The organism is Ruegeria sp. AN11 (genome assembly GCF_056536005.1).
The window spans coordinates 3,398,869-3,420,286 of sequence record NZ_JBQFJD010000001.1 but is presented as its reverse complement, the minus strand read 5'-3'; the positions used below and the strand labels follow the sequence as shown (position 1 = coordinate 3,420,286).

Genomic DNA, 21,418 nt, shown 5'->3' with positions numbered 1-21,418 from the left:
AAAAATAGCGGGGCCGATATTGCAACTCTCTGAAAGCATTGAAGTCCCTCTAAAATAAGAAACGCCCGCGAACCAAAAATGTGATTCGCGGGCGCTGAAATTGGCTTCGTGGACTTAGTCGCGCGCGTCCAGAACCTCTTCCAGTGTGCGCATACCGGTTCTCGGTGCCTGCACCAGAACGGACATGTTCCCGGGCTTGTGTTCGTTGCGCATCATCTTCATGTGCGCGGCAGGCAATTCGTTCCAGGAAAAGACCTCGGACATGCAGGGATCAAGACGGCGTTCGACCATCAGCTGGTTGGCCGAGGCGGCTTGTTTCAGATGCGCGAAGTGAGACCCCTGAAGTCGCTTCTGGTGCATCCACATGTAACGCACGTCGAAGGTCAGGTTATAGCCGGTGGTGCCGGCACAGATCACAACCATGCCGCCTTTTTTGACGACGAATGTCGAGACCGGAAAGGTGCTTTCGCCCGGATGTTCGAACACCATGTCGACGTTCACACCCTTGCCGGTGATGTCCCAGATCGCTTTGCCAAACTTGCGGGCCTCTTTGAACCACTCGGCATATTCCGGCGTGTTCACCGTGGGCAGCTGACCCCAGCAATTGAAGTCCTTGCGGTTCAGTACACCCTTGGCGCCCAGCCCCATGACAAAGTCACGCTTGCTTTCGTCTGATATCACACCGATCGCATTCGCGCCGGCTGTATTGATCAACTGGATCGCGTAAGAGCCCAGACCACCCGACGCGCCCCAAACCAGAACGTTCTGACCCGGCTTCAGGTCATGCGGCTCGTGACCGAACAGCATCCGGTATGCGGTTGCCAGCGTCAGCGTGTAGCAGGCGCTTTCTTCCCAGGTCAGGTGCTTGGGGCGCGGCATCAACTGCTGCGCTTGGACATTGGTGAACTGGGCAAAAGACCCGTCCGGAGTCTCATAGCCCCAGATACGCTGGCTGGGCGAGTACATCGGATCGCCGCCATTGCAGTGCTCGTCATCACCGTCATCCTGGTTGCAGTGGATCACGACCTCATCACCGACTTTCCAGCGTGTGACCTTGTCGCCCACGGCCCAGACGATACCCGAAGCATCGGAACCTGCGATGTGAAACGGCTGGCCGTGGCCATCAAACGGGCTGATCGGCTTGCCCAGCGACGCCCAGACGCCATTGTAGTTGACACCTGCGGCCATCACCAGAACCAGCACCTCGTGGCTGTCCAATACAGGCACATCAACCACTTCCAGCTGCATGGCAGTGTCAGGCTCGCCATGGCGCTCTTTGCGGATGGCCCAGGCATACATTTTCTTGGGGACATACCCCATCGGAGGGATCTCACCCATCTCATAGAGGTCTTTTTCAGGTGCCTCGTACGACGCGATACCGCTGTCGGTGTCCAGAGCCATGTTGGCCTCCTTTAATCAGTTCGTTTGCCGCGACGCAGAATCGCGCCCGTTAACCGATGGAATATTGGCCATCGAGTAACATTGCAATAGATATTGACACTGTTTTTGTAATTTTATGACCCAGCAGTTGCAGAAAGACCTTTCGCTTCTGCAGCATAATACGTCTCGATTTCCTTTGGCGCAGAGGCGGCATAGTAGTTCAGAAGATCCAATCTTTGCCCTGAGGATGAGATTTTTCCGTCAACCTGTCGCAATACCCTGCGCTCGACCAACTGGTTGACAGCGGACGTTATCGCATCGCTGTTGGATTCGGATCCGCCTCCGTCCCGCTGCATGAAGCGGGCGATCAGGTCGGTCAGCATTGCACCGGACATCTCACCATGTTCGCGCACAAGCCAACAGGCTGCAGGCGCAGGCACCAGGGGTATCGCCTCACCAATACGCGCCATCAGCAGACGTGCGAGATCGGTCATCAGGTCCTTGCTGCCACCTGCCCGATAGGCCCGCAGCGAAACAGGCTCGCCATAGCGCACAGAGGCAAGGCCGAACCTTGTGTATCGACCAATAATGCGCCGCCAGACCTGCTTGAGCATCCAACGCGTCACAACCCCGATCCTTGCGCGAAAGCGCCGCTCGCTTCCCAGCGCGGCCCGGGTCAGAATCGTATCTTCCAGTACACGATCGTAATTCAGCGCCACGGGAACAAAGACCACATCCCGTCCATCGGATGTGGTCCCGTCTATGATGTATTTTAGCAAGCCAAGCTTGGGCCGCCCCAATGCGCCGGTCAGGCTCAGCCCGCCTTCGGGGAACATCGCCTGCGTAACACCGGCCTCGGTTGCATGACGCACATAACAAGCCAGTACATGACGGTAGAGGTCACTTCCCGACTTTCGCCGGATGAAATACGCGCCCATCGCCCGGATCAGGCGGCTCAGCGGCCAGACGCGCGCCCATTCTCCGACCGCGTAAGACAGTGCCGATTGCTGCGCTGCCAGGTAAGTGACAAGTACATAATCCATGTTGCTGCGATGGTTCATGACAAAGACAACCGTCGCGTCGGGATCTATTTTCTTTAAGGCGTCCTCATCCTGATGGCTCAGTCGGACTTCGTAAAACGCGTTGCTCAGCAGGCGCGCGATACGGATGGCAAAGCTGAAATAGGCAAAGGCTGAAAACGACGGAACGATCTCGCGGGCAAAGCGGCGGGCCTGCTCGAAAGCAACGCCTTCGGGGATACCTTGTTCACGTGCATGTTGCTGCACCGCATAGCCAACCTGTGGGTCGTAGATAAGCCTTTCGATCATGTCATGCCGCCGAGCCAGCTTGAACGGCTGAATTGGTCTTTGCAGCCGCTGGTTCAGGCGCGACACGGCCCGCTCCAGGCGGCGGCGAAAAAACCAGCGCACCGACGGGAACAGAAAATGCGACGCAAAAGTGACCGCAGCGAAGACCACGATCAGTACAAACAGCCAAAGCGGAAGTTCCACGGTCTGCGTCATGGCGGCACAGTGCCATTATTCCAAAACACCTACAATCTGAACAATTCGGGATGCCGCAACGCAGCGAATTGACATATCCCAAAAATTGCGCTTTAGAACCCTTAGACGAAATTATGTTGCCCACCCAAACGCGAGGCCCACCCATGACGCAGATGCAGAAAGACCGCCCCTGGCTCATCCGAACCTATGCTGGTCATTCCACCGCACAGGCCTCGAACGCGCTGTATCGCAGCAACCTGGCCAAAGGGCAGACCGGCCTGTCCGTTGCCTTCGATCTGCCGACTCAAACGGGGTATGACAGCGATCATACGCTGGCACGGGGCGAGGTGGGTAAAGTGGGTGTGCCCGTCTGCCATCTGGGTGACATGCGGGTTCTGTTCGACCAGATTCCGTTGGAGCAGATGAACACCTCGATGACGATCAACGCCACCGCGCCCTGGCTGCTGGCGCTTTATATCGCCGTGGCCGAAGAACAGGGCGCGGACGTTTCCAAGCTGCAGGGCACGGTTCAGAACGATCTGATCAAGGAATACCTGAGCCGCGGCACCTATGTCTGCCCGCCGAAACCGTCGCTGAAGATGATCGCGGACGTGGCCGAATACTGCTACACCAACGTGCCGAAGTGGAACCCGATGAACGTGTGTTCCTATCACCTGCAAGAGGCTGGCGCGACACCTGAACAGGAACTGGCCTATGCGCTGGCCACCGCTATCGCCGTTCTGGACGAACTGCGCCCGCGCGTTCCGGCCGAAGACTTCCCCGCGCTGTGCGGACGGATTTCGTTCTTTGTGAATGCGGGAATCCGCTTTGTCACTGAAATGTGCAAAATGCGGGCATTCGTCGACCTTTGGGATGAAATCCTGCAACAAAGGTATGGGGTCGAAGACCCCAAATTCCGCCGATTCCGCTATGGCGTTCAGGTGAACTCTCTTGGTCTGACCGAGCAACAGCCGGAAAACAACGTCTATCGCATCCTGATTGAGATGCTGGCCGTGACGTTGTCGAAAAAGGCGCGCGCCCGGGCAGTGCAGTTGCCTGCTTGGAACGAAGCATTGGGTTTGCCACGGCCCTGGGATCAGCAATGGTCGATGCGGATGCAGCAAATTCTGGCTTATGAAACCGACTTGCTTGAGTTTGGCGACCTGTTCGACGGCAACCCGGCCGTGGATGCGAAGGTCGAAGAGTTGAAAGAGGGTGCGCGGGCCGAACTGGCAAACCTCGAATCGATGGGCGGTGCTGTTGCCGCGATCGAATACATGAAATCGCGGCTGGTGGATTCCAACGCGGATCGCCTGAACCGCATCGAGCGCAATGAGACCGTCGTGGTCGGCGTGAACAAATGGACCGAAGGCGAACCTTCGCCGCTGCAAACCGAAGATGGCGGCATCATGGTCGTCGACCCGGCGGTTGAACAGGAGCAAATCGGGCGGCTGAACGAATGGCGGGCGGACCGCGACGACAACGCGGTCGCAGCGGCTCTGGCGGCGTTGCGCGAGGCTGCGCAATCCGGGGCCAACGTCATGGAACCCTCGATTGCCGCCGCCAAGGCGGGCGTAACAACCGGCGAATGGGCCGAAGAGATGCGCAAGGTGTACGGCACCTATCGCGGCCCGACCGGCGTTTCGGGCTCGGTCTCGAACAAGACCGAAGGCCTGGAGGATCTGCGGGCCGCAGTGGACGCGGTCAGCGACAAGCTGGGGCGGCGTCTAAAGTTCCTGGTTGGCAAGCCGGGGCTGGACGGTCATTCCAACGGAGCCGAACAAATCGCCTTCCGTGCCCGCGATTGCGGTATGGATATCAGCTATGAGGGCATCCGCCTTACGCCCGAGGAAATCGTGACGGCCGCGATCGAGGACGACGCCCATGTCATTGGCCTGTCGATCCTTTCCGGCAGCCACCTGCCGCTGGTACAGGATGTCATGGCCCGACTTCGCGAAGCCGGACTGGATCATATCCCGGTCATCGTCGGCGGCATTATTCCGGATGACGATGCGGCAAAACTGAAATCATTTGGCGTTGCCCGAATTTACACGCCAAAAAATTTCGAACTTAATGCGATTATGGGCGATATTGTCACCTTGGCCGATCCAAAAAACCTTGCAGCGGAATAACGCACAAAACCGAGATTAATTCCTAGTTTCTATTCCCAAATCCGAATGAATAGATTACGGCATTGTTCGGGATGCGAATGGCCAATTGGCCTGTCGTAAAATAAATGAATGGGAGAGAAATAATGGGGATCAATCTGGACAATATGTCCCGTAAGGACCTGTTGGAATTGCGCGATCAGATCGAAAAGGCACTTAAAACAGCGGAAAAACGCGAGCGCCAAAACGCCTTGAAAGCGGCGGAACAAGCGGCAGCCGAATTTGGGTTTTCACTGGCCGAGTTGTCGAGCGACGCGCCGCGTGGACCCAAAGGCTCAAAAGCTAAGGCAAAATACCGCAATCCGGCCGCACCCGAACAGACCTGGTCTGGCCGCGGTCGCAAACCGCAATGGGTACATGACGCGCTGAAATCGGGCGCGGATATCGCAGATCTGGAAATCTGACAGGGCTGGCCGGAAAATGACTATTCATATCGGCGCTGAAAAAGGTGAAATCGCTGAAACCGTTCTTTTGCCCGGTGATCCGTATCGGGCAAAATGGGCGGCGGAAACGTTTCTGACGGATGTCAGAAAAATCAATGACGTACGCGGAATGCTGGGATTTACCGGCACCTGGAAGGGAAATCCTGTAACCATTCAGGGCAGCGGTATGGGAATGCCGTCCCTGTCAATTTACGTCAATGAACTGATCCGTGATTATGGCGCGAAAACCCTGATCCGCATCGGCTCGTGCGGTGGAATGCAGGACAGCGTCAATATCCGTGACGTTATTCTGGCCATGACCTCGACCACGCTCAGCACGCCTTCGCGCGGGATCATGAAAGAGCTGAATTTTGCCCCCTGCGCCGATTGGGGTTTGTTGCAGGCCGCGGCCAGCGCCGCGCAAGCCAAGGGCACGACCACGCATGTCGGCGGCATCTATTCGTCGGACGTATTCTACGATGAGCGTCCGGATCTGAATGAACAGATGGTCCGGCACGGTATTCTCGGCGTCGAGATGGAAGCCGCAGAGCTTTATATTCTGGCCGCCCGCCACAAATGCCGGGCGCTGGCGGTTCTGACCGTCTCAGACCATCTGCTGACCGGCGAGGCGCTGCCGTCGTCAGAACGTGAAAGCAGCTTTGGCGACATGGTCGAAATCGCATTGCAGGCCGCGTTCCCGGACGCAACGTGACCAAACTAGGGGCGATCCTTTCGCCCCTTATTGCCCCGCCAGGCTAACGCCCGTGCGACCGGTCATAGCGGTTCGGGTCAGGGCTTGCCCAGCCGTCCAGCGCACCGTCCATCGGCGCAAAAACTTCAACCAGCAACGGATGGCAGGTTGCGGTATCCGAAGAATGCACGGATGAACAATCCCCGCCCGGACATGCGCTCAGATTGCCTAACAGGTCGATCTCGGCAAAGAACTCCAGATAGTCGCCCGGACGGACGGGTGACGCCTTCATGAAATACTGACCGGTATCTCGTGTGAATCCGGTGCACATGAAAACGTTAAGGACGTCGTGAACTGCCTGCTCAGCCTCGGACATCTCAATTTGCAGGTGGTCCGCCAGTGCGCGGGTCAGATTGGAGTGGCAGCAATGGTGGTATTGCGTCCCCGACAACAGGTTTCCGGTGTAAGGATCACACCGGGTTCCAATCACGTCATGCACGGACCCGCCAAATTCGTCGATCCCGTACCAGTCCAGCGTGTCTTCGACAATCGTGGCCAGCGGGCGCAAGTTGGGAAAGCTTGACCACATCCGCTCTCCGACTGTCAGATGCGTACCATGCAGGGCGCGGGACTTTCCGGAATAGAATCGTTCCGATAAGTCGTTGAAATTCCATATATTCAGATCGCCGACCTGCGGCCCTTCGACAGAAGTGATGCGAAAGAAATGACCCGCAGGCACCTCGAAACACCGGGCATCGCGCGGGGGCACCAACACCTCATCCGTCTTGATCGCATCCTTTCGGACGCGCCGGTACAGCGCAAGATCAGGCATGGGCAAAGTGTCATTGGGATAACAGATCACCGGTTTTATCGCCCGGCGGGCCGCAGCATCTTCAGGGGGCAGAGCCATCAACAGTCCATCCAGCTTTTTGGCCAGAGTGCCTCATATCACGTGACCTGAAAAGCCTCGGCGTTCCGACTAAGCCTGATTCCTCAGGCATTGCTTGGGCTGATCATTTGTTTGGACAACGGCCCCACAAAACGCGCAGGACCACGTGCCCTCTTTCAGATGCTGACGCCACCGGCAATCCCGGGTCAGAGACGAATGGCGCGACCTCCAAAAGAAATAGGCAAAAACACCCGCAGCGAGCAAAAGCAGAAGAACTGGCATGGTTCTGCTTTGCTCATCTGCCGGTGAAATTCAAGAGGGTTGCCCTTGCCGCGCGCATCAAGCTGCGTTTGCGTATTCGAACAACTCAGGCTCACCCTCAGCCAGCCTCAGCACAGGTTCCGGCGTGTAATAGGCCCAGGCCTGATCCAGAATTTCCAACGCTTCGGACGCGTTGATCTTTTTGTTTTCTTTAGATTTTTTCATCGGAGTGACCCCGTTAGATCCTGTCACTCCTCCCTGTCGCAAAGATATAGCTGCAGGGTCACCGCTACATCATACAATTTTGCAGACGGGCAATGCGCTTGCCGCAAGGCGGCAAGCGCATATTGTTGTGTTTCGATTAAACGGCGCGCTCAACCATCATTTTCTTGATCTCGGCAATAGCCTTGGCCGGATTAAGCCCCTTGGGGCAAGTCTTGGCGCAGTTCATGATCGTATGGCAGCGATACAGCTTGAACGGATCTTCCAATTCATCCAGGCGCTCGCCCGTGGCCTCGTCCCGGCTGTCGATGATCCACCGATAGGCGTGCAGCAGAGCGGCGGGGCCTAGGTAACGATCACCGTTCCACCAGTAACTGGGGCAGGATGTCGAGCAGCTGGCGCACATAACGCATTCGTAAAGGCCATCCAATTTCTTGCGATCCTCGATGGATTGCTTCCACTCTTTCGCCGGGCGGTTGGTCTTGGTTTCCAGCCACGGCATGATGCTGGCATGTTGCGCGTAGAAATGCGTCAGGTCGGGGATCAGATCCTTGACCACCGGCATGTGCGGCAGAGGATAAATCTTCACGTCGCCCTTGATCTCATCCATGCCGTAGATACAGGCCAGCGTGTTGATCCCGTCGATATTCATTGCGCAGGAACCGCAGATGCCTTCACGGCACGAGCGGCGGAACGTCAGGGTCGGATCCACCTTGTTCTTGATATAAATCAGCGCGTCCAGAACCATCGGGCCGCAATCGTCCATATCAACGAAATACGTATCCACGCGCGGGTTCTGCCCGTCATCCGGGTTCCAGCGATAAATCTGAAACTTGCGCACGTTGCTGGCGCCGTCCGGCCTGGGCCAGGTTTTTCCTGTCGTGATACGGGAATTCTTGGGTAGGGTAAGTTGTACCATTTCCGACCTCGTGAATTTCACGGCCATTGATACATACTGCAGCGCAAAAAGCCAACAGTATAGCCATTGAAACAGCCGAATAAATTGGGAAATTTGACCTTTACAAACCTTTCTGCAGCACAGAGATTATTTGATGTTTTGAGACGGAAACCTAACTCATGCCGCCGACAAAAGTAGCCAACATACCTTTCGGCACCGGGAATCCGTATCAACACATGATGTACCAGAAATGCGGGCCGGAATTCATCCTGCGCGGAGCTCGGAATGGAGAATTCGCAACCTTTGGTCAGCCGGAATTCAGGAAACAGCACGGCATTGTTCATTTGCATTGGGACGATCGGTTGTTTCAAAGCAAGGACGGGCTGGCTGACTCCCATATTTTGCGTTTTCAGATAGCCCACGACAATCTGAGCCAGTTTCAGGACAATGGCGGCCGGGTTATCTGGACCATTCACAATCAGGTCGCGCATTCGAATCCCGGTGAGATTGAGTTATTCAGAGCCAGTCGCATACAGCTAACCAAGCTTGTCGATCTGATCCACGTACACACTCCGCATGCCAAAAAGCACATGATTAAGGAGTATAATGCCGATCTGAAAAAGATCCGGCTGATCCCGCACCCCAGCTATCTTGACGTTTACGAAGATAGCCAGATCACCCTGAACCGCCCGCTTCCCGCGCGGAACAAGACCCGGTTTCTTACATTTGGCACAATGCGAGGCGGTCGCGAGCTGAACATATTGCACGCGGCGGTCGCTAAGCTGTCGCGACGGGGCTACGATTTTCGTCTGCATGTTGCGGGCAAAGTATTTCCTGCCAATCGCCGCGTGATCCGCCAGCTACAGTCAGTCGACACTGTTGACGTGACCGATACGCGTATTCCCAACGAAGACATCCCTGAGGTTTTCGCGCAGGCCCATGCTTATGTGTTACCGTCCGCTCAGACATTCACATCCGGGACAGCCATGCTGGCACTCAGTTTCGGTCTGCCGATCATTGCCCCCGACACGGCAGCGCACCGAGATACCACACCCGAGGCCTGCCATGATCTGCTGTATCAGCCTCATAACGCGCGGGGTCTGATACGAATGCTGCGTCACGTGATGCAGATGACCGACCAGGAGCTATCCGAAAAACGGCAGGCCTGTTTCGATTTCGCCACAGCACGGCACCCGGAGAACGTTAGCCAAATGCTCGCCAACACCCTGAAGGAGCTTGTCGGTGAATCAGGACTTTAGTTCCAGACTCTCATCTCTCTATAGCCTTCTTGATCTTCCCGATCTGGTGCGCATCGCCGATATCGGCGCCAACCCCATGCGCCATGATGCGCCCTATCGCGATCTTCTGGCATCCGGAAATTGCGACGTCATCGGCTTTGAACCGCAAGAAGAAACCATGCGCGACCTGATCCGGAAAAAGGGACCGAACGAGCAATATTTCAATACCGCTGTCGGCGACGGACGGCTGGCGACCCTGAACATCTACAAAGGGTCTGGCCTGACGTCGCTGTTGCGCCTGCGCGATGCTACATTGCGGCACCTGAGAGGGTTGCGCCGAGCGGCCCGGCAAATAGGTTCGATGGAAATCCAGACACGAAAGCTGGATGATATTCAGGATATCGGTCGCGTAGATTTTCTGAAAATCGACATTCAGGGGGCCGAGCTTTCCGTGTTCGAGGCCGGAAAAACCACCCTCAGGGATGTCGTTGCGATACAAACCGAGGTTTCGTTCTTTCCGCTTTACGAAGATCAGCCCGGTTTCGGCGAAATAGATACGCTCATAAGAAACTTCGGGCTGGTTCCGCACAGCTTCGCCCATATCGAAAATCGTTTGGTTGTTTCAAAGTGGTCAGGCCTGCTGACCGATTTCAAACCTTCGCAAATGCTGGACGGTGACATCATCTATCTTCGGGATCTGTCAATGCCCGACAAGATCGGCACGGTCGAGCTGAAACGAATGGCGATATTGTCCGAGGGTGTTTTCGGCTTCACGGATGTGAGCATCAAGATTCTTGAAATCCTGGCACAGCGGCAAGCAATTTCCGAAGCGGATACGCAGGCGTACATTCACTGCTACGTCGCAGCACAATAAGATAAGTATTTTCGCAGGCATTCGCCGCCGCGAGAGCGCAGGCCATTTAGTTTGGAAATGGCCCGCGGAATTGTTTAGAACGTCCGCGCCTTGGGTGCGATTTTCTTCAGGTTTATGCCACCTTGATCTTCGGTCGTCAGCGGATCGACAATAACGGGGCGATAGCTGAGATCGACTTTGTTGCCCTCCACACGGCTGACTGTGTGAACGCGCCAGTTTTTGTCATCGCGTTCGGTGAAGTCTTCATGTGCATGGGCACCGCGCGATTCCTTGCGGGCTTCGGCACCGACGATAGTGGCCAGCGCGCTGGGCATCAGGTTGGTCAGTTCCAGCGATTCCATCAGGTCGCTGTTCCAGACCAAGCTGCGGTCGGTGACTTTCAGGTCGTCCATCTTGGCCGCGATCGCGGTCATCTTTTCGACGCCTTCCGCCATGGTCTTTGCAGTCCGGAACACGGCTGCATCGGCCTGCATGGTCCGTTGCATCTCGAGACGCAGATCGGCGGTCGGGATTGCACCATCGGCACTGCGCACGGCGTCAAACCTGTCGAAGGCCTTGTCGACCGACGCCTGATTCAACACAGGGTTCGCCGCATCTGCGTCCACAACCTTACCGGCGCGGATCGCTGCCGCACGGCCGAAGACCACCAGGTCGATCAGCGAGTTCGACCCCAGACGGTTCGCACCATGCACCGAGGCACATCCTGCCTCACCCACGGCCATCAGGCCCGGAACCACGGCGGTCGGGTCTTCGGCCGTCGGGTTCAGAACCTCGCCCCAATAGTTCGTTGGAATGCCGCCCATGTTGTAGTGTACAGTCGGCAGTACCGGAATCGGTTCCTTGGTGACGTCAACGCCGGCAAAGATCTTGGCGCTTTCCGAAATGCCCGGCAGACGTTCGGCCAACGCTTCTGCCGGCAGGTGGCTCAGGTTCAGGTGAATGTGATCCCCGTCCTTGCCAACACCGCGTCCTTCGCGGATTTCCATGGTCATCGAACGCGAGACATAGTCACGCGGCGCAAGGTCCTTGTACTGGGGCGCATAGCGCTCCATGAACCGTTCGCCTTCCGAGTTGGTCAGGTATCCGCCCTCGCCCCGTGCACCTTCGGTGATCAGGCAGCCGGACCCATAGATGCCGGTTGGGTGGAACTGAACGAACTCCATATCCTGCAGCGCCAGACCGGCACGGGCCACCATGCCGCCACCGTCACCGGTGCAGGTGTGGGCCGAGGTGGCGCTGAAATAGGCGCGGCCGTAACCACCCGTGGCCAGCACAACCATCTTGGCATTGAAGACGTGCATCGTGCCGTCGTCCAGCTTCCAGCAGACGACACCCTGACACTGCCCGTCTTCGGACATGATCAGGTCGATGGCGAAATACTCGATGTAGAATTCGGCGTTGTTCTTCAGCGATTGGCCGTAAAGCGTGTGCAGAATTGCGTGACCGGTTCGGTCAGCCGCCGCACAAGTGCGCTGCACTGCGGGGCCTTCACCGAACTCGGTAGTGTGACCGCCAAAGGGACGCTGATAGATTTTGCCCTCTTCGGTCCGGCTGAACGGCACGCCGTAATGTTCCAGTTCGTAAACCGCTTTGGGGGCCTCGCGCGCAAGATACTCCATCGCGTCGGTATCACCCAGCCAGTCCGAGCCTTTGACGGTGTCGTACATGTGCCATTGCCAGTTGTCGGGGCCCATATTGGCCAGCGACGCGGCAATACCGCCCTGCGCGGCAACCGTGTGCGAACGGGTCGGGAAAACCTTGGTTACGCAGGCTGTGCGAAGCCCCTGCTCGGCCATGCCCAGCGTGGCGCGCAAACCTGCCCCGCCAGCGCCGACAACGACCACGTCATATTCGTGTGTTTCGTATTCGTATGCAGCCATTTCGTTCAGCTCCGGGGTGTTACAGGGCGATGCGCGCGATGGCAAAGATACCAGCGGCGGCAGCAGCGTAGGACAGGCAGATTGTCAGGATGATCAGGACCTTTTTCATCGTGCCATGCACGTAGTCCTCGATCATCACCTGCGCGCCGTCGGCGAAGTGCTTGAAACCGACCGCGAGGGTCAGCGCGGCGACAATGGCCGGGAACGGGCGCGCATAGTAGTCGAGCACCACGTCAAACGGCTGCCCCAATATCGGTCCAAAAGTGAAAATGAACAGTGGCACTAGGATCAGCAACGCAACCGAGCTGACCTTCATCGCCCAGAAATGAGCCGTGCCGGACTTGGCAGAGCCCAGGCCAATCGCACGCTTGCGGTCGGTAAGATAACGCATGAGGGCCTCCTAATTATCCGACGATCAAAAGGGTCAGAACGGTCAGTACAACGGAACCGATCACAACGGCCCAACCCAGCTTGTAGGCGGTTGGAATGTCCAACCCCACAGCGTTGTCCCAGATAAGATGCCGCACGCCCGCCAGCAAGTGATACCACAGGCCCAGCAACGAAAAGGCCATGATCAGATCGCCCAGAACCGAGGTCAGCCACCAGTTGGCCCGCTCGAACGCTTCGGGCGATGTGGCAGCGGCCAGGAACCACCAGACGATCAGCAAAGCGGCCACGATCATGGCGTTGCCGGTGATGCGCGTCAGGATGGACGTGACCGACGTCAGCTGCGGACGATAAATCGACAGATGCGGAGAAAGCGGGCGGTTGCCCCGATTAACATCGGCCATGGCGGCTCCTTTTCGGTTGGCTACCGAAGGTTTTACCGTTTTTTGTGGGTCTGTCACGTGCTGCGGATGCAAAAAGCCGCATATTCGGTCCAAAATCACAGATAAAGTTAATATGTGATCACGGTAAATATTCTCGTGATCACAAATCACATATTGCGCCGCCTATGTTAGCGTTTTCAACGGCAAAGCAATGTGATCACGAATCTCATCTGCTCTGTCGCAAGCCCGCCGTCTGCTGCGTCACTTCGCGCAGCAGTTTCTTGCGGATACGCTCCGGGTAATCGTCAAATCCAGCCGCCGAGACGACAAATGCGCCCTCGCCGACAATGACATTCTCAAAGAAATAGGCGGTCAGATCCGGCTCGCTTTCTTCGATTGCGATGGCGTTTACGGTGATGCCCCGGCTGCGCAGAACCGCATGGAGCTGCGAGGGTTCAACCCCTTCGTTCGAAATCCCGTCCCCGGAAATGTCGATCAGGCGTCGTTTGCAGTCCGCAACCTCGTCAAAGCTGGGAACCGTCATCTCCAGTGCCTCGCCAATCGCCGTGGAAAAGTTGCGCCATACCCTTGGATCATCAGAAACCTGTTGGGAAAACCGGTCGAGCGCTTCGAAGCTGTCGATGCGGGTCCAGGGGATCGTGATCCTCTGACGCGAGGACCCAGTCCACTGGACAAGCATCAGTTGCGCCTGTCCCCTGACAAGTGCCTCGGACACAACGGGGTCGCGCAATCCAGCAGACAGGCCATCCATCTGAATACGGAACTCCTGCGCGTCGACCGATCCTGATACGTCAACCGCCAGCGCCAGCGCCAGATCGCACGCGGCTGCCGGTGGAGCAAAGCAGAGACAGGCCAGAATATTGCGAAGCCAAGACATGAACCCAGATTAGCATGGTTGGCGCGATCTGCGTTCAAATGAATGTAATCTGTCAGATCGGCATCAGGGCCCAGTAGTCCAGATCCAAAAGAACGTCCGGCAGGTATTTTCCGTCATCGTTTCTTAACGCAAATGGTTCACCCCCCTTGGTCGCCACCAGTCGCAGACGGATGGCACCAATGCCGGGCGTGCCGGTTTCGGCCTTGTCCAGAACCTCGCTCCAAGCCTTGATCGTGTCGCCGGCAAAGCACGGATTGGCGTGGGCACCACCGTTCAGGCCGACGATCATCTGCGCGTTTGCCAGCCCGTTGAACGACAGCGCACGTGCCATCGAGATGACGTGGCCGCCATAGATCAGACGTCCTTCGGGTCGGAAGGTCAGATCGAAATGAACCTTGGCGGTGTTCTGCCACAGGCGGGTGGCCAGCATGTGCTCGGCCTCTTCCACGCTCACGCCGTCGACGTGATCGATGGTTTCGCCTGTTTTGTACGCATCCCAGCGGTGGGATTCGCCGGATTGTACAAAGTCATATTTCGAGAAATCGAGGCCCTGCGGCACCACCAGATCTTGCGGGTCCAGCACTTTTTTCAGATCCGGAACAACCGTTTCCGGCGCAGGGGCATCGGGGTTCGCTTTGCGCACCATGACCCAGCGGACATACTCGATCACAACTTCGTCGCGCTGGTTCAGCCCGCGGGTACGCACCCAAACCACACCGGTCTTGCCGTTCGAGTTCTGCTTGAGCCCGATCACCTCGGATTCCGACCGCAGCGTATCGCCGGGATAGACCGGTTGCAGCCAACGACCCTCGGCATAGCCCAGATTGGCCACCGCGTTCAGCGATATGTCGGGGACCGTTTTACCGAACACAACGTGAAAGGCGGCCAGATCGTCAATCGGGCTTTGCAGCAGGCCGCAATTCCGGGCAAATTCATCCGAGGAGTAAAGCGCATGCCGCGCGGGATAAAGCGCGTGATACAGTGCGCGCTCGCCGGTCGTGACGGTGCGGGGCACCGCGTGATGCAGAACCTGCCCGACCGAATAATCCTCGAAGAAATGACCCGGATTTGTCTTTGCCATTATTGCTGTCCCAGTTTCATGTCAGGTGAATAGTCGGCCGCAACCTCTTTGGTCACGGCCTGCGCGCAGCGCATGACGTTGCCGGCCGGATCAAAGGCATAGGACGGCGATCCGTGCAATTCCCACCCTTTGGCCAGCGCGTCCGAAACCTTGTGGCAGAAGGCTGACGTGTCCTCCTCGGTCAGGAGACGGTAGAGAAATGCCATATTGTCAGCTCCTTACGAGGGGAAAGGTGAAGGGCCGACCAGCCCGTGGATATAACCGATGACGCCCAGGAGAACGATCGAAGCCACAAAGAACATCGCGTCCTTGCCATAGGTGCCGGGTTCGCCGGGCGTCCATTCAGGCTCGGACCGGTTGATCACGATCACCTCGACTACGGCCCAGACCAGAAGCCCGCCGAACAGGATGATCGACGCCAGATCACCGTTTACCAGCAGGTGCGCGAAGGCCCATGTCTTGAACCCGGCCAGCATGGGGTGGCGCATGCCGTTGAGCAGCTTTCCCTTGGTTCCTGCGGGGCTCATCATGAAAATCGCGATCAGGACCAACAGGTTGTTGATGTGGATCATGAAGGTCGGCGGCGACCACACATGGATGAAATCGGTCATGCGGTAGCCGAAAATCATCAGCAGGACCGACACCAGCAGCGCCAATGCCACCGCGCCCTTGCCCTTTTCGCCCATGGCGGCGCGCTGTTCCGGACGGACGCGTTTGAACAGATGCGCCGCCCACCAAAGCGCCACACCAAGAATTAGAAGAAGAAAACCCATTGCCGGCTACCCCGCTTGCAAAGCCAATATTGCCTCTGCTTTTGCCAGAATTTCTCGTGCGGTTACAACGTGAAGGTTTTCAACAATCTTCCCGTCAACGACAGCAACCCCCTGCCCCTGGGCCTCGACCTCTTCAAACGCGGTGATCTGACGACGGGCCAGATCGATCTCGGCGTCCGATGGCGCGTAGGCCGCATTGGTGACGTCGACCTGCGCCGGGTGGATCAGCGTCTTGCCGTCAAAGCCCATGTCGCGACCCTGCGCGCATTCGGCGGCCAACCCGTCATTGTCCTTGAAGGCGTTGTAGACGCCGTCGACGATAATGAGGCCCTCGGCCTTTGCGGCCAGCAGGCACAGACCCAGGGAGGTCATCAGAGGCAGGCGGTCGGGGCGGAACCGGGTTTGCAGTTCCTTGGCCAGATCGTTGGTTCCCATGACAAATCCGGCCATCAGGGGATGCGCCGCGATTTCAGCCGCGTTCAGCATGCCGCGCGGGGTTTCCATCATCGCCCAGATTGGCAGATCGCCGGTGATGGCCGCCAGCGCGTCCACATCTGCGGCAGAGTTGACCTTGGGCAGCAGCACGACGTCTGCGTCCATGTCGCGCACGGCCTCGGCATCGGCGCGGCCCCATTCGGTGTCCAGACCGTTGATTCGCACGATCCGGACCCTGTTGCCGTAACCGCCTTGGGCCAGAGCACCTTTCAGCGTTTCGCGCGCATTGTCCTTTTCGTCTGCTGCAACTGCATCTTCCAGATCGAAAATAATCGCGTCCACAGGCAGAATGCGCGCCTTGTCCAGCGCCCGTTCTTTCGAACCGGGGATATAAAGAACGGAACGATAGGGGCGCTGGCGCGGGTCCATCTGTCTTCTCCCAAAGAAATAATGTTGCGCGGAATGGGGCATTTTTTACCGGAAAGTTCAAGGCAAAAATCGCCGCAGCGCAGCATCGGCACGCAACGCTCGGCGGTTTAACCGGATTTCACGCCTCTGCCGTCAGCTTTTGAGGTCTTACAGCAAAGGGGTCGGATATGAGATTGACGGTTCTGAGGATGACATTGGGTCTGATAATCATGGTCGCCGCCGCGCAGCAGGTCTTTGCCCGGCCGGGCACTTGCGCCCCGCGCCCGGACGTAATCGAGCGGTTGGCGGCCACATACGGCGAAACACGAAAAGGCATCGGAATTGCCCGCCAGGGCGCGGTGATGGAGATCTACGCGTCGGACGAAACCGGTAGTTGGACCATCATCGTCACGTTGCCTGACGGTATGGCGTGCCTGGTGGCGGCGGGTCAATCCTATGAGGCGCTGGCGGATGCGCTGCCGCCAAAAGGTGACAAGATCTGACCCGTCAGGTCAGTGCATCCCAGATCAGCTTGGTTCCGGTCAGGGTCAGCAGGACGTAGGCGATGCCAAAGAACAGGCGCTCGGACATCATCCAGTGCGCCCGGACGCCCAGCCAGGCGCCAAAAATGGCGAAGGGCGCCAGCAGAAGGTCCGCCAGCGCGGTATGCCAGGTGAACAGGCCGAGAAATGCATAGGGGATGAACTTGGCGACGTTGATCACCCAGAACACCAGAACGGTCGAGGCCTGAAACTCGGTCTTCGACAGGCGCTGTGACAGAAGATAGACGGCGGCGGGCGGACCGCCGGCATGGCTGACAAAGCTGGTGAAGCCTGCCACCAGACCGGCTGTCAGACCTGCCGAAGGCGGCAGCCGGTTGGCAAAGCCGCGCACCCAGCCCCGGGTTTGCGCGAGATGCCAAATCACGAACCCGACCGAGATTCCGCCGATCAGCAGTCGCAGCAGGTCGTCATCGGTGGCGCGATAGAGCCACGCGCCCAGCGCTACGCCCGGCACGCCACCCAAGATCAGCAGGCGCGAATCCGGCCAGCTCCAGCGTTTCCAGTAGGGCCCCAGGGTGGCCACATCGATCACCATCAGGATCGGCAGCATCAGGGCAAGCGCCTGCCCCGGCTCGAGGATCAGCGCCAGAATCGACGAGGATGCGAAAGCCACGCCCGAGCCGAAACCGCCCTTGGAAATCCCCGCAAAGATCACCGCCGGGATCGCCACGACAAAAAACATCAGGTTCAGATCGAACATGCGGGCGGCCCCGATTTGGCATATTTCCCAGCCGGTTTAGCGCAAACTGATTGCCCGGCGCAAACGGTATGCGGTCGCATGCCGCGCTGCGCGGCCCTTGCGCGAAACCCATTTAAGGACTAGCAAAACCGCGATTTCAAAACCGACCGGAGATATTCCAAATGGCCAGACCCAAGATTGCGCTGATCGGCGCGGGGAACATCGGCGGCACGCTCGCGCACCTTGCAGCTGTCAAGGAACTGGGCGACGTTGTCCTGTTTGACATTGCTGACGGGCTGCCGCAGGGCAAGGCGCTCGACATTGCCGAGTCCGGCCCGTCCGAGGGCTTTGACGCGGCCATGTCCGGCACAAGCGACTATGCGGATATCGCGGGCGCTGATGTCTGCATCGTCACCGCAGGCGTGGCCCGCAAGCCGGGGATGAGCCGCGATGACCTGCTGGGCATCAACCTGAAAGTCATGAAGTCGGTCGGCGAAGGCATCGCGGCCCACGCCCCCGACGCATTCGTGATCTGCATCACCAACCCGCTGGACGCGATGGTCTGGGCCCTGCGCGAATTCTCGGGTCTGCCGCACAACAAGGTCTGCGGTATGGCGGGCGTTCTGGATTCGGCGCGCTTTGCGCATTTCCTGTCGGAAGAGTTCAACGTCTCGATGCGCGACGTCACAGCGTTCGTTCTGGGCGGCCACGGCGACACCATGGTGCCGTCGGTCCGTTATTCGACCGTCGCCGGCATCCCGCTGCCCGATCTGGTCGAGATGGGCTGGACCACGCAGGAGAAACTGGACGCCATCGTGCAGCGCACCCGTGACGGCGGCGCCGAAATCGTTGGCCTGCTGAAAACCGGTTCGGCTTATTACGCGCCCGCCACCTCGGCGATCGAAATGGCCGAGGCCTATCTGAAAGACCAAAAGCGCGTTCTGCCTTGCGCGGCCTATTGCAACGGTGAGTTCGGCGTCGATGGGATGTATGTTGGTGTGCCGACCGTTATCGGTGCCGGCGGCATCGAGCGGATCGTCGACATCAAGCTGAACGAAGACGAGCAGGCGGGGTTCGACAACTCGGTCAACGCCGTCAAAGGTCTGATCGAAGCCTGCAAGGGCATCGACGGCTCGCTGAGCTAATCTCGCGCCTGCACTAAAGCTGAGCCGGTCCGTTTCGGGCCGGCTCTTTTTTCATACTATCCGGACGACGACGGATTTCAGGACAAAACCCAATCGGCAGTGTTGGCGCAAACGTCGCAAATGCCTTTTTTGAATATGTTTTCCAGAGCGGTCAAAGAACTTTCGAATCAATGACGGCGGCGGTTGAATTTTGTGATCACACGATAAAACGCCGTGATCACAAATCCGAAAAATCTTCGCTAATTCCCCTACGTCCATCAAAAAACCCTTTAAACTTGTCCCTTAGACCCCCCTATAACGGTTTAATCGCAGTCAGACGGGACAGTTTCGATGAACATTCACGAATATCAGGCCAAGGCTCTTCTTCGCAGCTATGGCGCTCCGGTCTCCGAGGGTCGCGCGGTTCTGCGCGCCGAGGAAGCCAAAACCGCAGCCGGTGAACTGGATGGACCGCTTTGGGTCGTCAAAGCACAGATCCATGCGGGTGGGCGCGGCAAGGGCTCATTCAAGGAAGCCGATGCCGGCGAAAAGGGCGGCGTCCGTCTGACCAAATCGGTTGAGGAAGCCGCCGAAGAAGCCAAGAAGATGCTGGGCCGCACGCTGGTCACCCATCAGACCGGCCCGGCTGGCAAGCAGGTCAACCGCATCTATATCGAAGCCGGTTCGGGCATCGAGCGTGAACTGTACCTGGCCCTGCTGGTGGACCGCCAGACCAGTCGCATCTCGTTCGTATGCTCGACCGAAGGCGGCATGGACATCGAAGAGGTGGCCGCAGCCACGCCCGAGAAAATCCTGTCCTTCTCAGTTGATCCCGCAACCGGCTATCAGGCCTATCACGGCCGCCGCATCGCTTTCTCGCTGGGTCTGGAAGGCGCGCAGGTCAAGCAATGCGTCAAGCTGATGAACCAGCTCTATAACGCCTTCGTCGAGAAGGACATGGAGATGCTGGAGATCAACCCGTTGATCATCTCGGACAAGGGCGACCTCAAGGTGCTGGACGCCAAGGTCGGCTTTGACGGCAACGCGGTCTACCGCCACCCCGATATCGCCGAACTGCGCGACACGACCGAGGAAGATCCCAAGGAACTGGAAGCGTCGAAATACGACCTGAACTACATCGCGCTGGACGGTGAGATCGGCTGCATGGTCAACGGCGCGGGTCTGGCGATGGCGACGATGGATATCATCAAGCTCTATGGGGCCGAGCCCGCCAACTTCCTGGACGTTGGCGGCGGTGCTACCAAAGAGAAAGTGACCGAAGCGTTCAAGATCATCACCAGCGATCCGAACGTCAAAGGCATTCTGGTCAACATCTTCGGCGGCATCATGCGTTGTGACGTAATTGCCGAGGGCGTTGTCGCGGCTGTGAAAGAAGTCGGCCTGAAAGTACCGCTGGTCGTGCGCCTGGAAGGCACGAATGTCGAGAAGGGCAAAGAGATCATCAACACCTCCGGCCTGGACGTGATTGCGGCAGACAACCTGAAAGACGGTGCCGAGAAGATCGTGAAGGCGGTCAAGGGGTAAGCTCGGGTAGCTGGTTCAACCACAGGGGCTGATAGGACATCCGGGATGCGCAGCGGTCTGAGAAACGCGTTTGAAAACTTGAGCTGGGCGGGGCGCCATAAAGGGCCGCGCTCGGGTCAGGGCTCGACGCTTGAGGCGACGGCTCCGCTACGCGCGGCACTGCCCGGGATCTTTGAAAGTTATCGGGTCCGGACCTTTCTTGATGCGCCCTGTGGGGACTGGACATGGATGCAGCATTTGGATCTGACGGGCATCGACTATACCGGCGGCGATATCTCGCTTGAGGTGGTTGATGCGGTCAAAGCCCGGCACGGGGCACCGGGTCGTTCCTTCATGCATCTGGACATCACGTCCGATCCGTTGCCCCGGGTCGACCTGATGATGTGCCGGGATTGCCTGTTTCACCTGAAATGGTGGCTGCGCTGGGCCTTCTTCGAAAATTTCGTGCAAAGCGGGACACCCTACCTGTTGACCACAATGCATTACGTTCCCGTCAATGGAAGGCTGAGAGCCAATGCTGGCTTTCAAAGGTTCAACCCCTGCGCCGCGCCATTTAATTTCGACGACCCCGTTGAGACCATTTCGGAAACAGGCGAGATCAACCTGGACCCCGAGTATCTGCAAAGCCCGGCGGGGCAGAACCAGCGGTCATTGGGCATTTGGTTGCGCGAACAGGTCATCGCCGCCCTTGAGCGGCACAGAGGTGCGTCATGAAAG

At 57.9% G+C, this 21,418-nt stretch carries 24 protein-coding genes; 9 read left to right on the top strand and 15 right to left on the bottom strand.

What is annotated here, in order from left to right; genetic code table 11:
• Positions 1-114: 114 nt before the first annotated feature.
• Both ccrA and ACR3EQ_RS17000 read right to left on the bottom strand, forming a co-directional pair.
• The gene (ccrA, locus tag ACR3EQ_RS17005; RefSeq protein WP_170614424.1) at positions 115-1,401 is read right to left on the bottom strand and encodes a crotonyl-CoA carboxylase/reductase; all 1,287 of its coding nucleotides are present in this window, start codon (positions 1,399-1,401) and stop codon (positions 115-117) included.
• 113 nt (positions 1,402-1,514) lie between these two features.
• Positions 1,515-2,903 (bottom strand): 1-acyl-sn-glycerol-3-phosphate acyltransferase, encoded by a 1,389-nt coding sequence (locus ACR3EQ_RS17000; protein WP_480491315.1) that lies wholly within the window; start codon positions 2,901-2,903, stop codon positions 1,515-1,517.
• Between the two features lie 143 nt (positions 2,904-3,046).
• On the opposite strand from ACR3EQ_RS17000, the gene ACR3EQ_RS16995 reads away from it, so the two are divergent.
• From ACR3EQ_RS16995 to deoD, 3 genes are all read left to right on the top strand, one after another.
• Positions 3,047-5,014 (top strand): methylmalonyl-CoA mutase family protein, encoded by a 1,968-nt coding sequence (locus tag ACR3EQ_RS16995; protein ID WP_480440911.1) that lies wholly within the window; start codon positions 3,047-3,049, stop codon positions 5,012-5,014.
• Between the two features lie 122 nt (positions 5,015-5,136).
• On the top strand, positions 5,137-5,454 hold the full coding sequence (locus tag ACR3EQ_RS16990) for an H-NS histone family protein (protein WP_170614421.1): 318 nt from the start codon (positions 5,137-5,139) through the stop codon (positions 5,452-5,454).
• A 16-nt stretch (positions 5,455-5,470) separates the two neighbouring features.
• On the top strand, positions 5,471-6,184 hold the full coding sequence (gene deoD, locus ACR3EQ_RS16985; protein WP_170614420.1) for a purine-nucleoside phosphorylase: 714 nt from the start codon (positions 5,471-5,473) through the stop codon (positions 6,182-6,184).
• A 43-nt stretch (positions 6,185-6,227) separates the two neighbouring features.
• Here deoD and ACR3EQ_RS16980 read toward each other — a convergent pair whose 3' ends face one another.
• The 4 genes from ACR3EQ_RS16980 to ACR3EQ_RS16965 all read right to left on the bottom strand — a co-directional run bounded on the left by ACR3EQ_RS16980 (position 6,228) and on the right by ACR3EQ_RS16965 (position 8,924).
• Positions 6,228-7,073: a DUF1989 domain-containing protein gene (locus ACR3EQ_RS16980; protein ID WP_170614419.1), complete on the bottom strand. Its 846-nt coding sequence runs from the start codon at positions 7,071-7,073 to the stop codon at positions 6,228-6,230.
• 318 nt (positions 7,074-7,391) lie between these two features.
• Positions 7,392-7,538, bottom strand: coding sequence for a hypothetical protein (locus ACR3EQ_RS16975; RefSeq protein WP_170614418.1), 147 nt, complete (start codon positions 7,536-7,538; stop codon positions 7,392-7,394).
• A 136-nt stretch (positions 7,539-7,674) separates the two neighbouring features.
• A complete protein-coding gene (locus ACR3EQ_RS16970; RefSeq protein WP_170614417.1) occupies positions 7,675-8,454 on the bottom strand; it encodes a succinate dehydrogenase iron-sulfur subunit in 780 nt (259 codons plus the stop codon).
• Positions 8,455-8,471: 17 nt separating this feature from the next.
• Positions 8,472-8,924 carry a hypothetical protein gene (locus ACR3EQ_RS16965; RefSeq protein WP_480491312.1) on the bottom strand — a complete coding sequence of 151 codons (453 nt, stop codon included), beginning with the start codon at positions 8,922-8,924 and terminating at the stop codon, positions 8,472-8,474.
• A gap of 99 nt (positions 8,925-9,023) precedes the next feature.
• Here ACR3EQ_RS16965 and ACR3EQ_RS16960 point away from each other — a divergent pair, with 99 nt between their 5' ends.
• Positions 9,024-9,692, top strand: coding sequence for a glycosyltransferase (locus ACR3EQ_RS16960; protein WP_480491310.1), 669 nt, complete (start codon positions 9,024-9,026; stop codon positions 9,690-9,692).
• Positions 9,676-10,545, top strand: a complete 870-nt coding sequence (locus ACR3EQ_RS16955; RefSeq protein WP_170614414.1) for an FkbM family methyltransferase — start codon at positions 9,676-9,678, stop codon at positions 10,543-10,545. The genes ACR3EQ_RS16960 and ACR3EQ_RS16955 overlap by 17 nt, the downstream gene beginning before the upstream one ends.
• A gap of 74 nt (positions 10,546-10,619) precedes the next feature.
• On the opposite strand, the gene sdhA is transcribed toward ACR3EQ_RS16955, so the two are convergent.
• The 8 genes from sdhA to ACR3EQ_RS16915 form a co-directional block, all read right to left on the bottom strand.
• Positions 10,620-12,425: a succinate dehydrogenase flavoprotein subunit gene (gene sdhA, locus ACR3EQ_RS16950; protein WP_480491309.1), complete on the bottom strand. Its 1,806-nt coding sequence runs from the start codon at positions 12,423-12,425 to the stop codon at positions 10,620-10,622.
• Between the two features lie 19 nt (positions 12,426-12,444).
• Complete coding sequence (gene sdhD / locus ACR3EQ_RS16945; RefSeq protein WP_170614412.1) at positions 12,445-12,816, bottom strand: succinate dehydrogenase, hydrophobic membrane anchor protein; 372 nt, start codon at positions 12,814-12,816, stop codon at positions 12,445-12,447.
• Positions 12,817-12,829: 13 nt separating this feature from the next.
• Positions 12,830-13,216, bottom strand: a complete 387-nt coding sequence (gene sdhC, locus ACR3EQ_RS16940) for a succinate dehydrogenase, cytochrome b556 subunit (protein WP_170614411.1) — start codon at positions 13,214-13,216, stop codon at positions 12,830-12,832.
• A 205-nt stretch (positions 13,217-13,421) separates the two neighbouring features.
• Positions 13,422-14,093, bottom strand: coding sequence for a DUF1194 domain-containing protein (locus ACR3EQ_RS16935; RefSeq protein ID WP_170614410.1), 672 nt, complete (start codon positions 14,091-14,093; stop codon positions 13,422-13,424).
• A gap of 52 nt (positions 14,094-14,145) precedes the next feature.
• On the bottom strand, positions 14,146-15,174 hold the full coding sequence (locus ACR3EQ_RS16930) for a MaoC family dehydratase (RefSeq protein ID WP_170614409.1): 1,029 nt from the start codon (positions 15,172-15,174) through the stop codon (positions 14,146-14,148).
• Entirely contained in the window at positions 15,174-15,380 is a 207-nt protein-coding gene (locus ACR3EQ_RS16925; protein ID WP_170614408.1) for a DUF1737 domain-containing protein, read from the bottom strand. Before ACR3EQ_RS16925 ends, ACR3EQ_RS16930 begins: the two co-directional genes overlap by 1 nt.
• A 12-nt stretch (positions 15,381-15,392) precedes the next feature.
• A complete protein-coding gene (locus tag ACR3EQ_RS16920) occupies positions 15,393-15,947 on the bottom strand; it encodes an NnrU family protein (protein ID WP_480491306.1) in 555 nt (184 codons plus the stop codon).
• 6 nt (positions 15,948-15,953) lie between these two features.
• Positions 15,954-16,811: an HpcH/HpaI aldolase/citrate lyase family protein gene (locus ACR3EQ_RS16915; RefSeq protein WP_170614406.1), complete on the bottom strand. Its 858-nt coding sequence runs from the start codon at positions 16,809-16,811 to the stop codon at positions 15,954-15,956.
• A 167-nt stretch (positions 16,812-16,978) separates the two neighbouring features.
• Here ACR3EQ_RS16915 and ACR3EQ_RS16910 point away from each other — a divergent pair, with 167 nt between their 5' ends.
• Positions 16,979-17,293: a hypothetical protein gene (locus tag ACR3EQ_RS16910; protein WP_480491304.1), complete on the top strand. Its 315-nt coding sequence runs from the start codon at positions 16,979-16,981 to the stop codon at positions 17,291-17,293.
• 4 nt (positions 17,294-17,297) lie between these two features.
• On the opposite strand, the gene ACR3EQ_RS16905 is transcribed toward ACR3EQ_RS16910, so the two are convergent.
• A complete protein-coding gene (locus ACR3EQ_RS16905; RefSeq protein ID WP_480491302.1) occupies positions 17,298-18,053 on the bottom strand; it encodes a sulfite exporter TauE/SafE family protein in 756 nt (251 codons plus the stop codon).
• 161 nt (positions 18,054-18,214) lie between these two features.
• Here ACR3EQ_RS16905 and mdh point away from each other — a divergent pair, with 161 nt between their 5' ends.
• The 3 genes from mdh (at position 18,215) to ACR3EQ_RS16890 (ending at position 21,415) form a co-directional block, all read left to right on the top strand.
• Positions 18,215-19,177 carry a malate dehydrogenase gene (mdh, locus tag ACR3EQ_RS16900; RefSeq protein ID WP_170614403.1) on the top strand — a complete coding sequence of 321 codons (963 nt, stop codon included), beginning with the start codon at positions 18,215-18,217 and terminating at the stop codon, positions 19,175-19,177.
• A gap of 330 nt (positions 19,178-19,507) precedes the next feature.
• Positions 19,508-20,701 (top strand): ADP-forming succinate--CoA ligase subunit beta, encoded by a 1,194-nt coding sequence (sucC, locus tag ACR3EQ_RS16895; RefSeq protein WP_170614402.1) that lies wholly within the window; start codon positions 19,508-19,510, stop codon positions 20,699-20,701.
• Positions 20,702-20,746: 45 nt separating this feature from the next.
• A complete protein-coding gene (locus ACR3EQ_RS16890) occupies positions 20,747-21,415 on the top strand; it encodes a class I SAM-dependent methyltransferase (protein ID WP_170614401.1) in 669 nt (222 codons plus the stop codon).
• Positions 21,416-21,418: the final 3 nt, after the last annotated feature.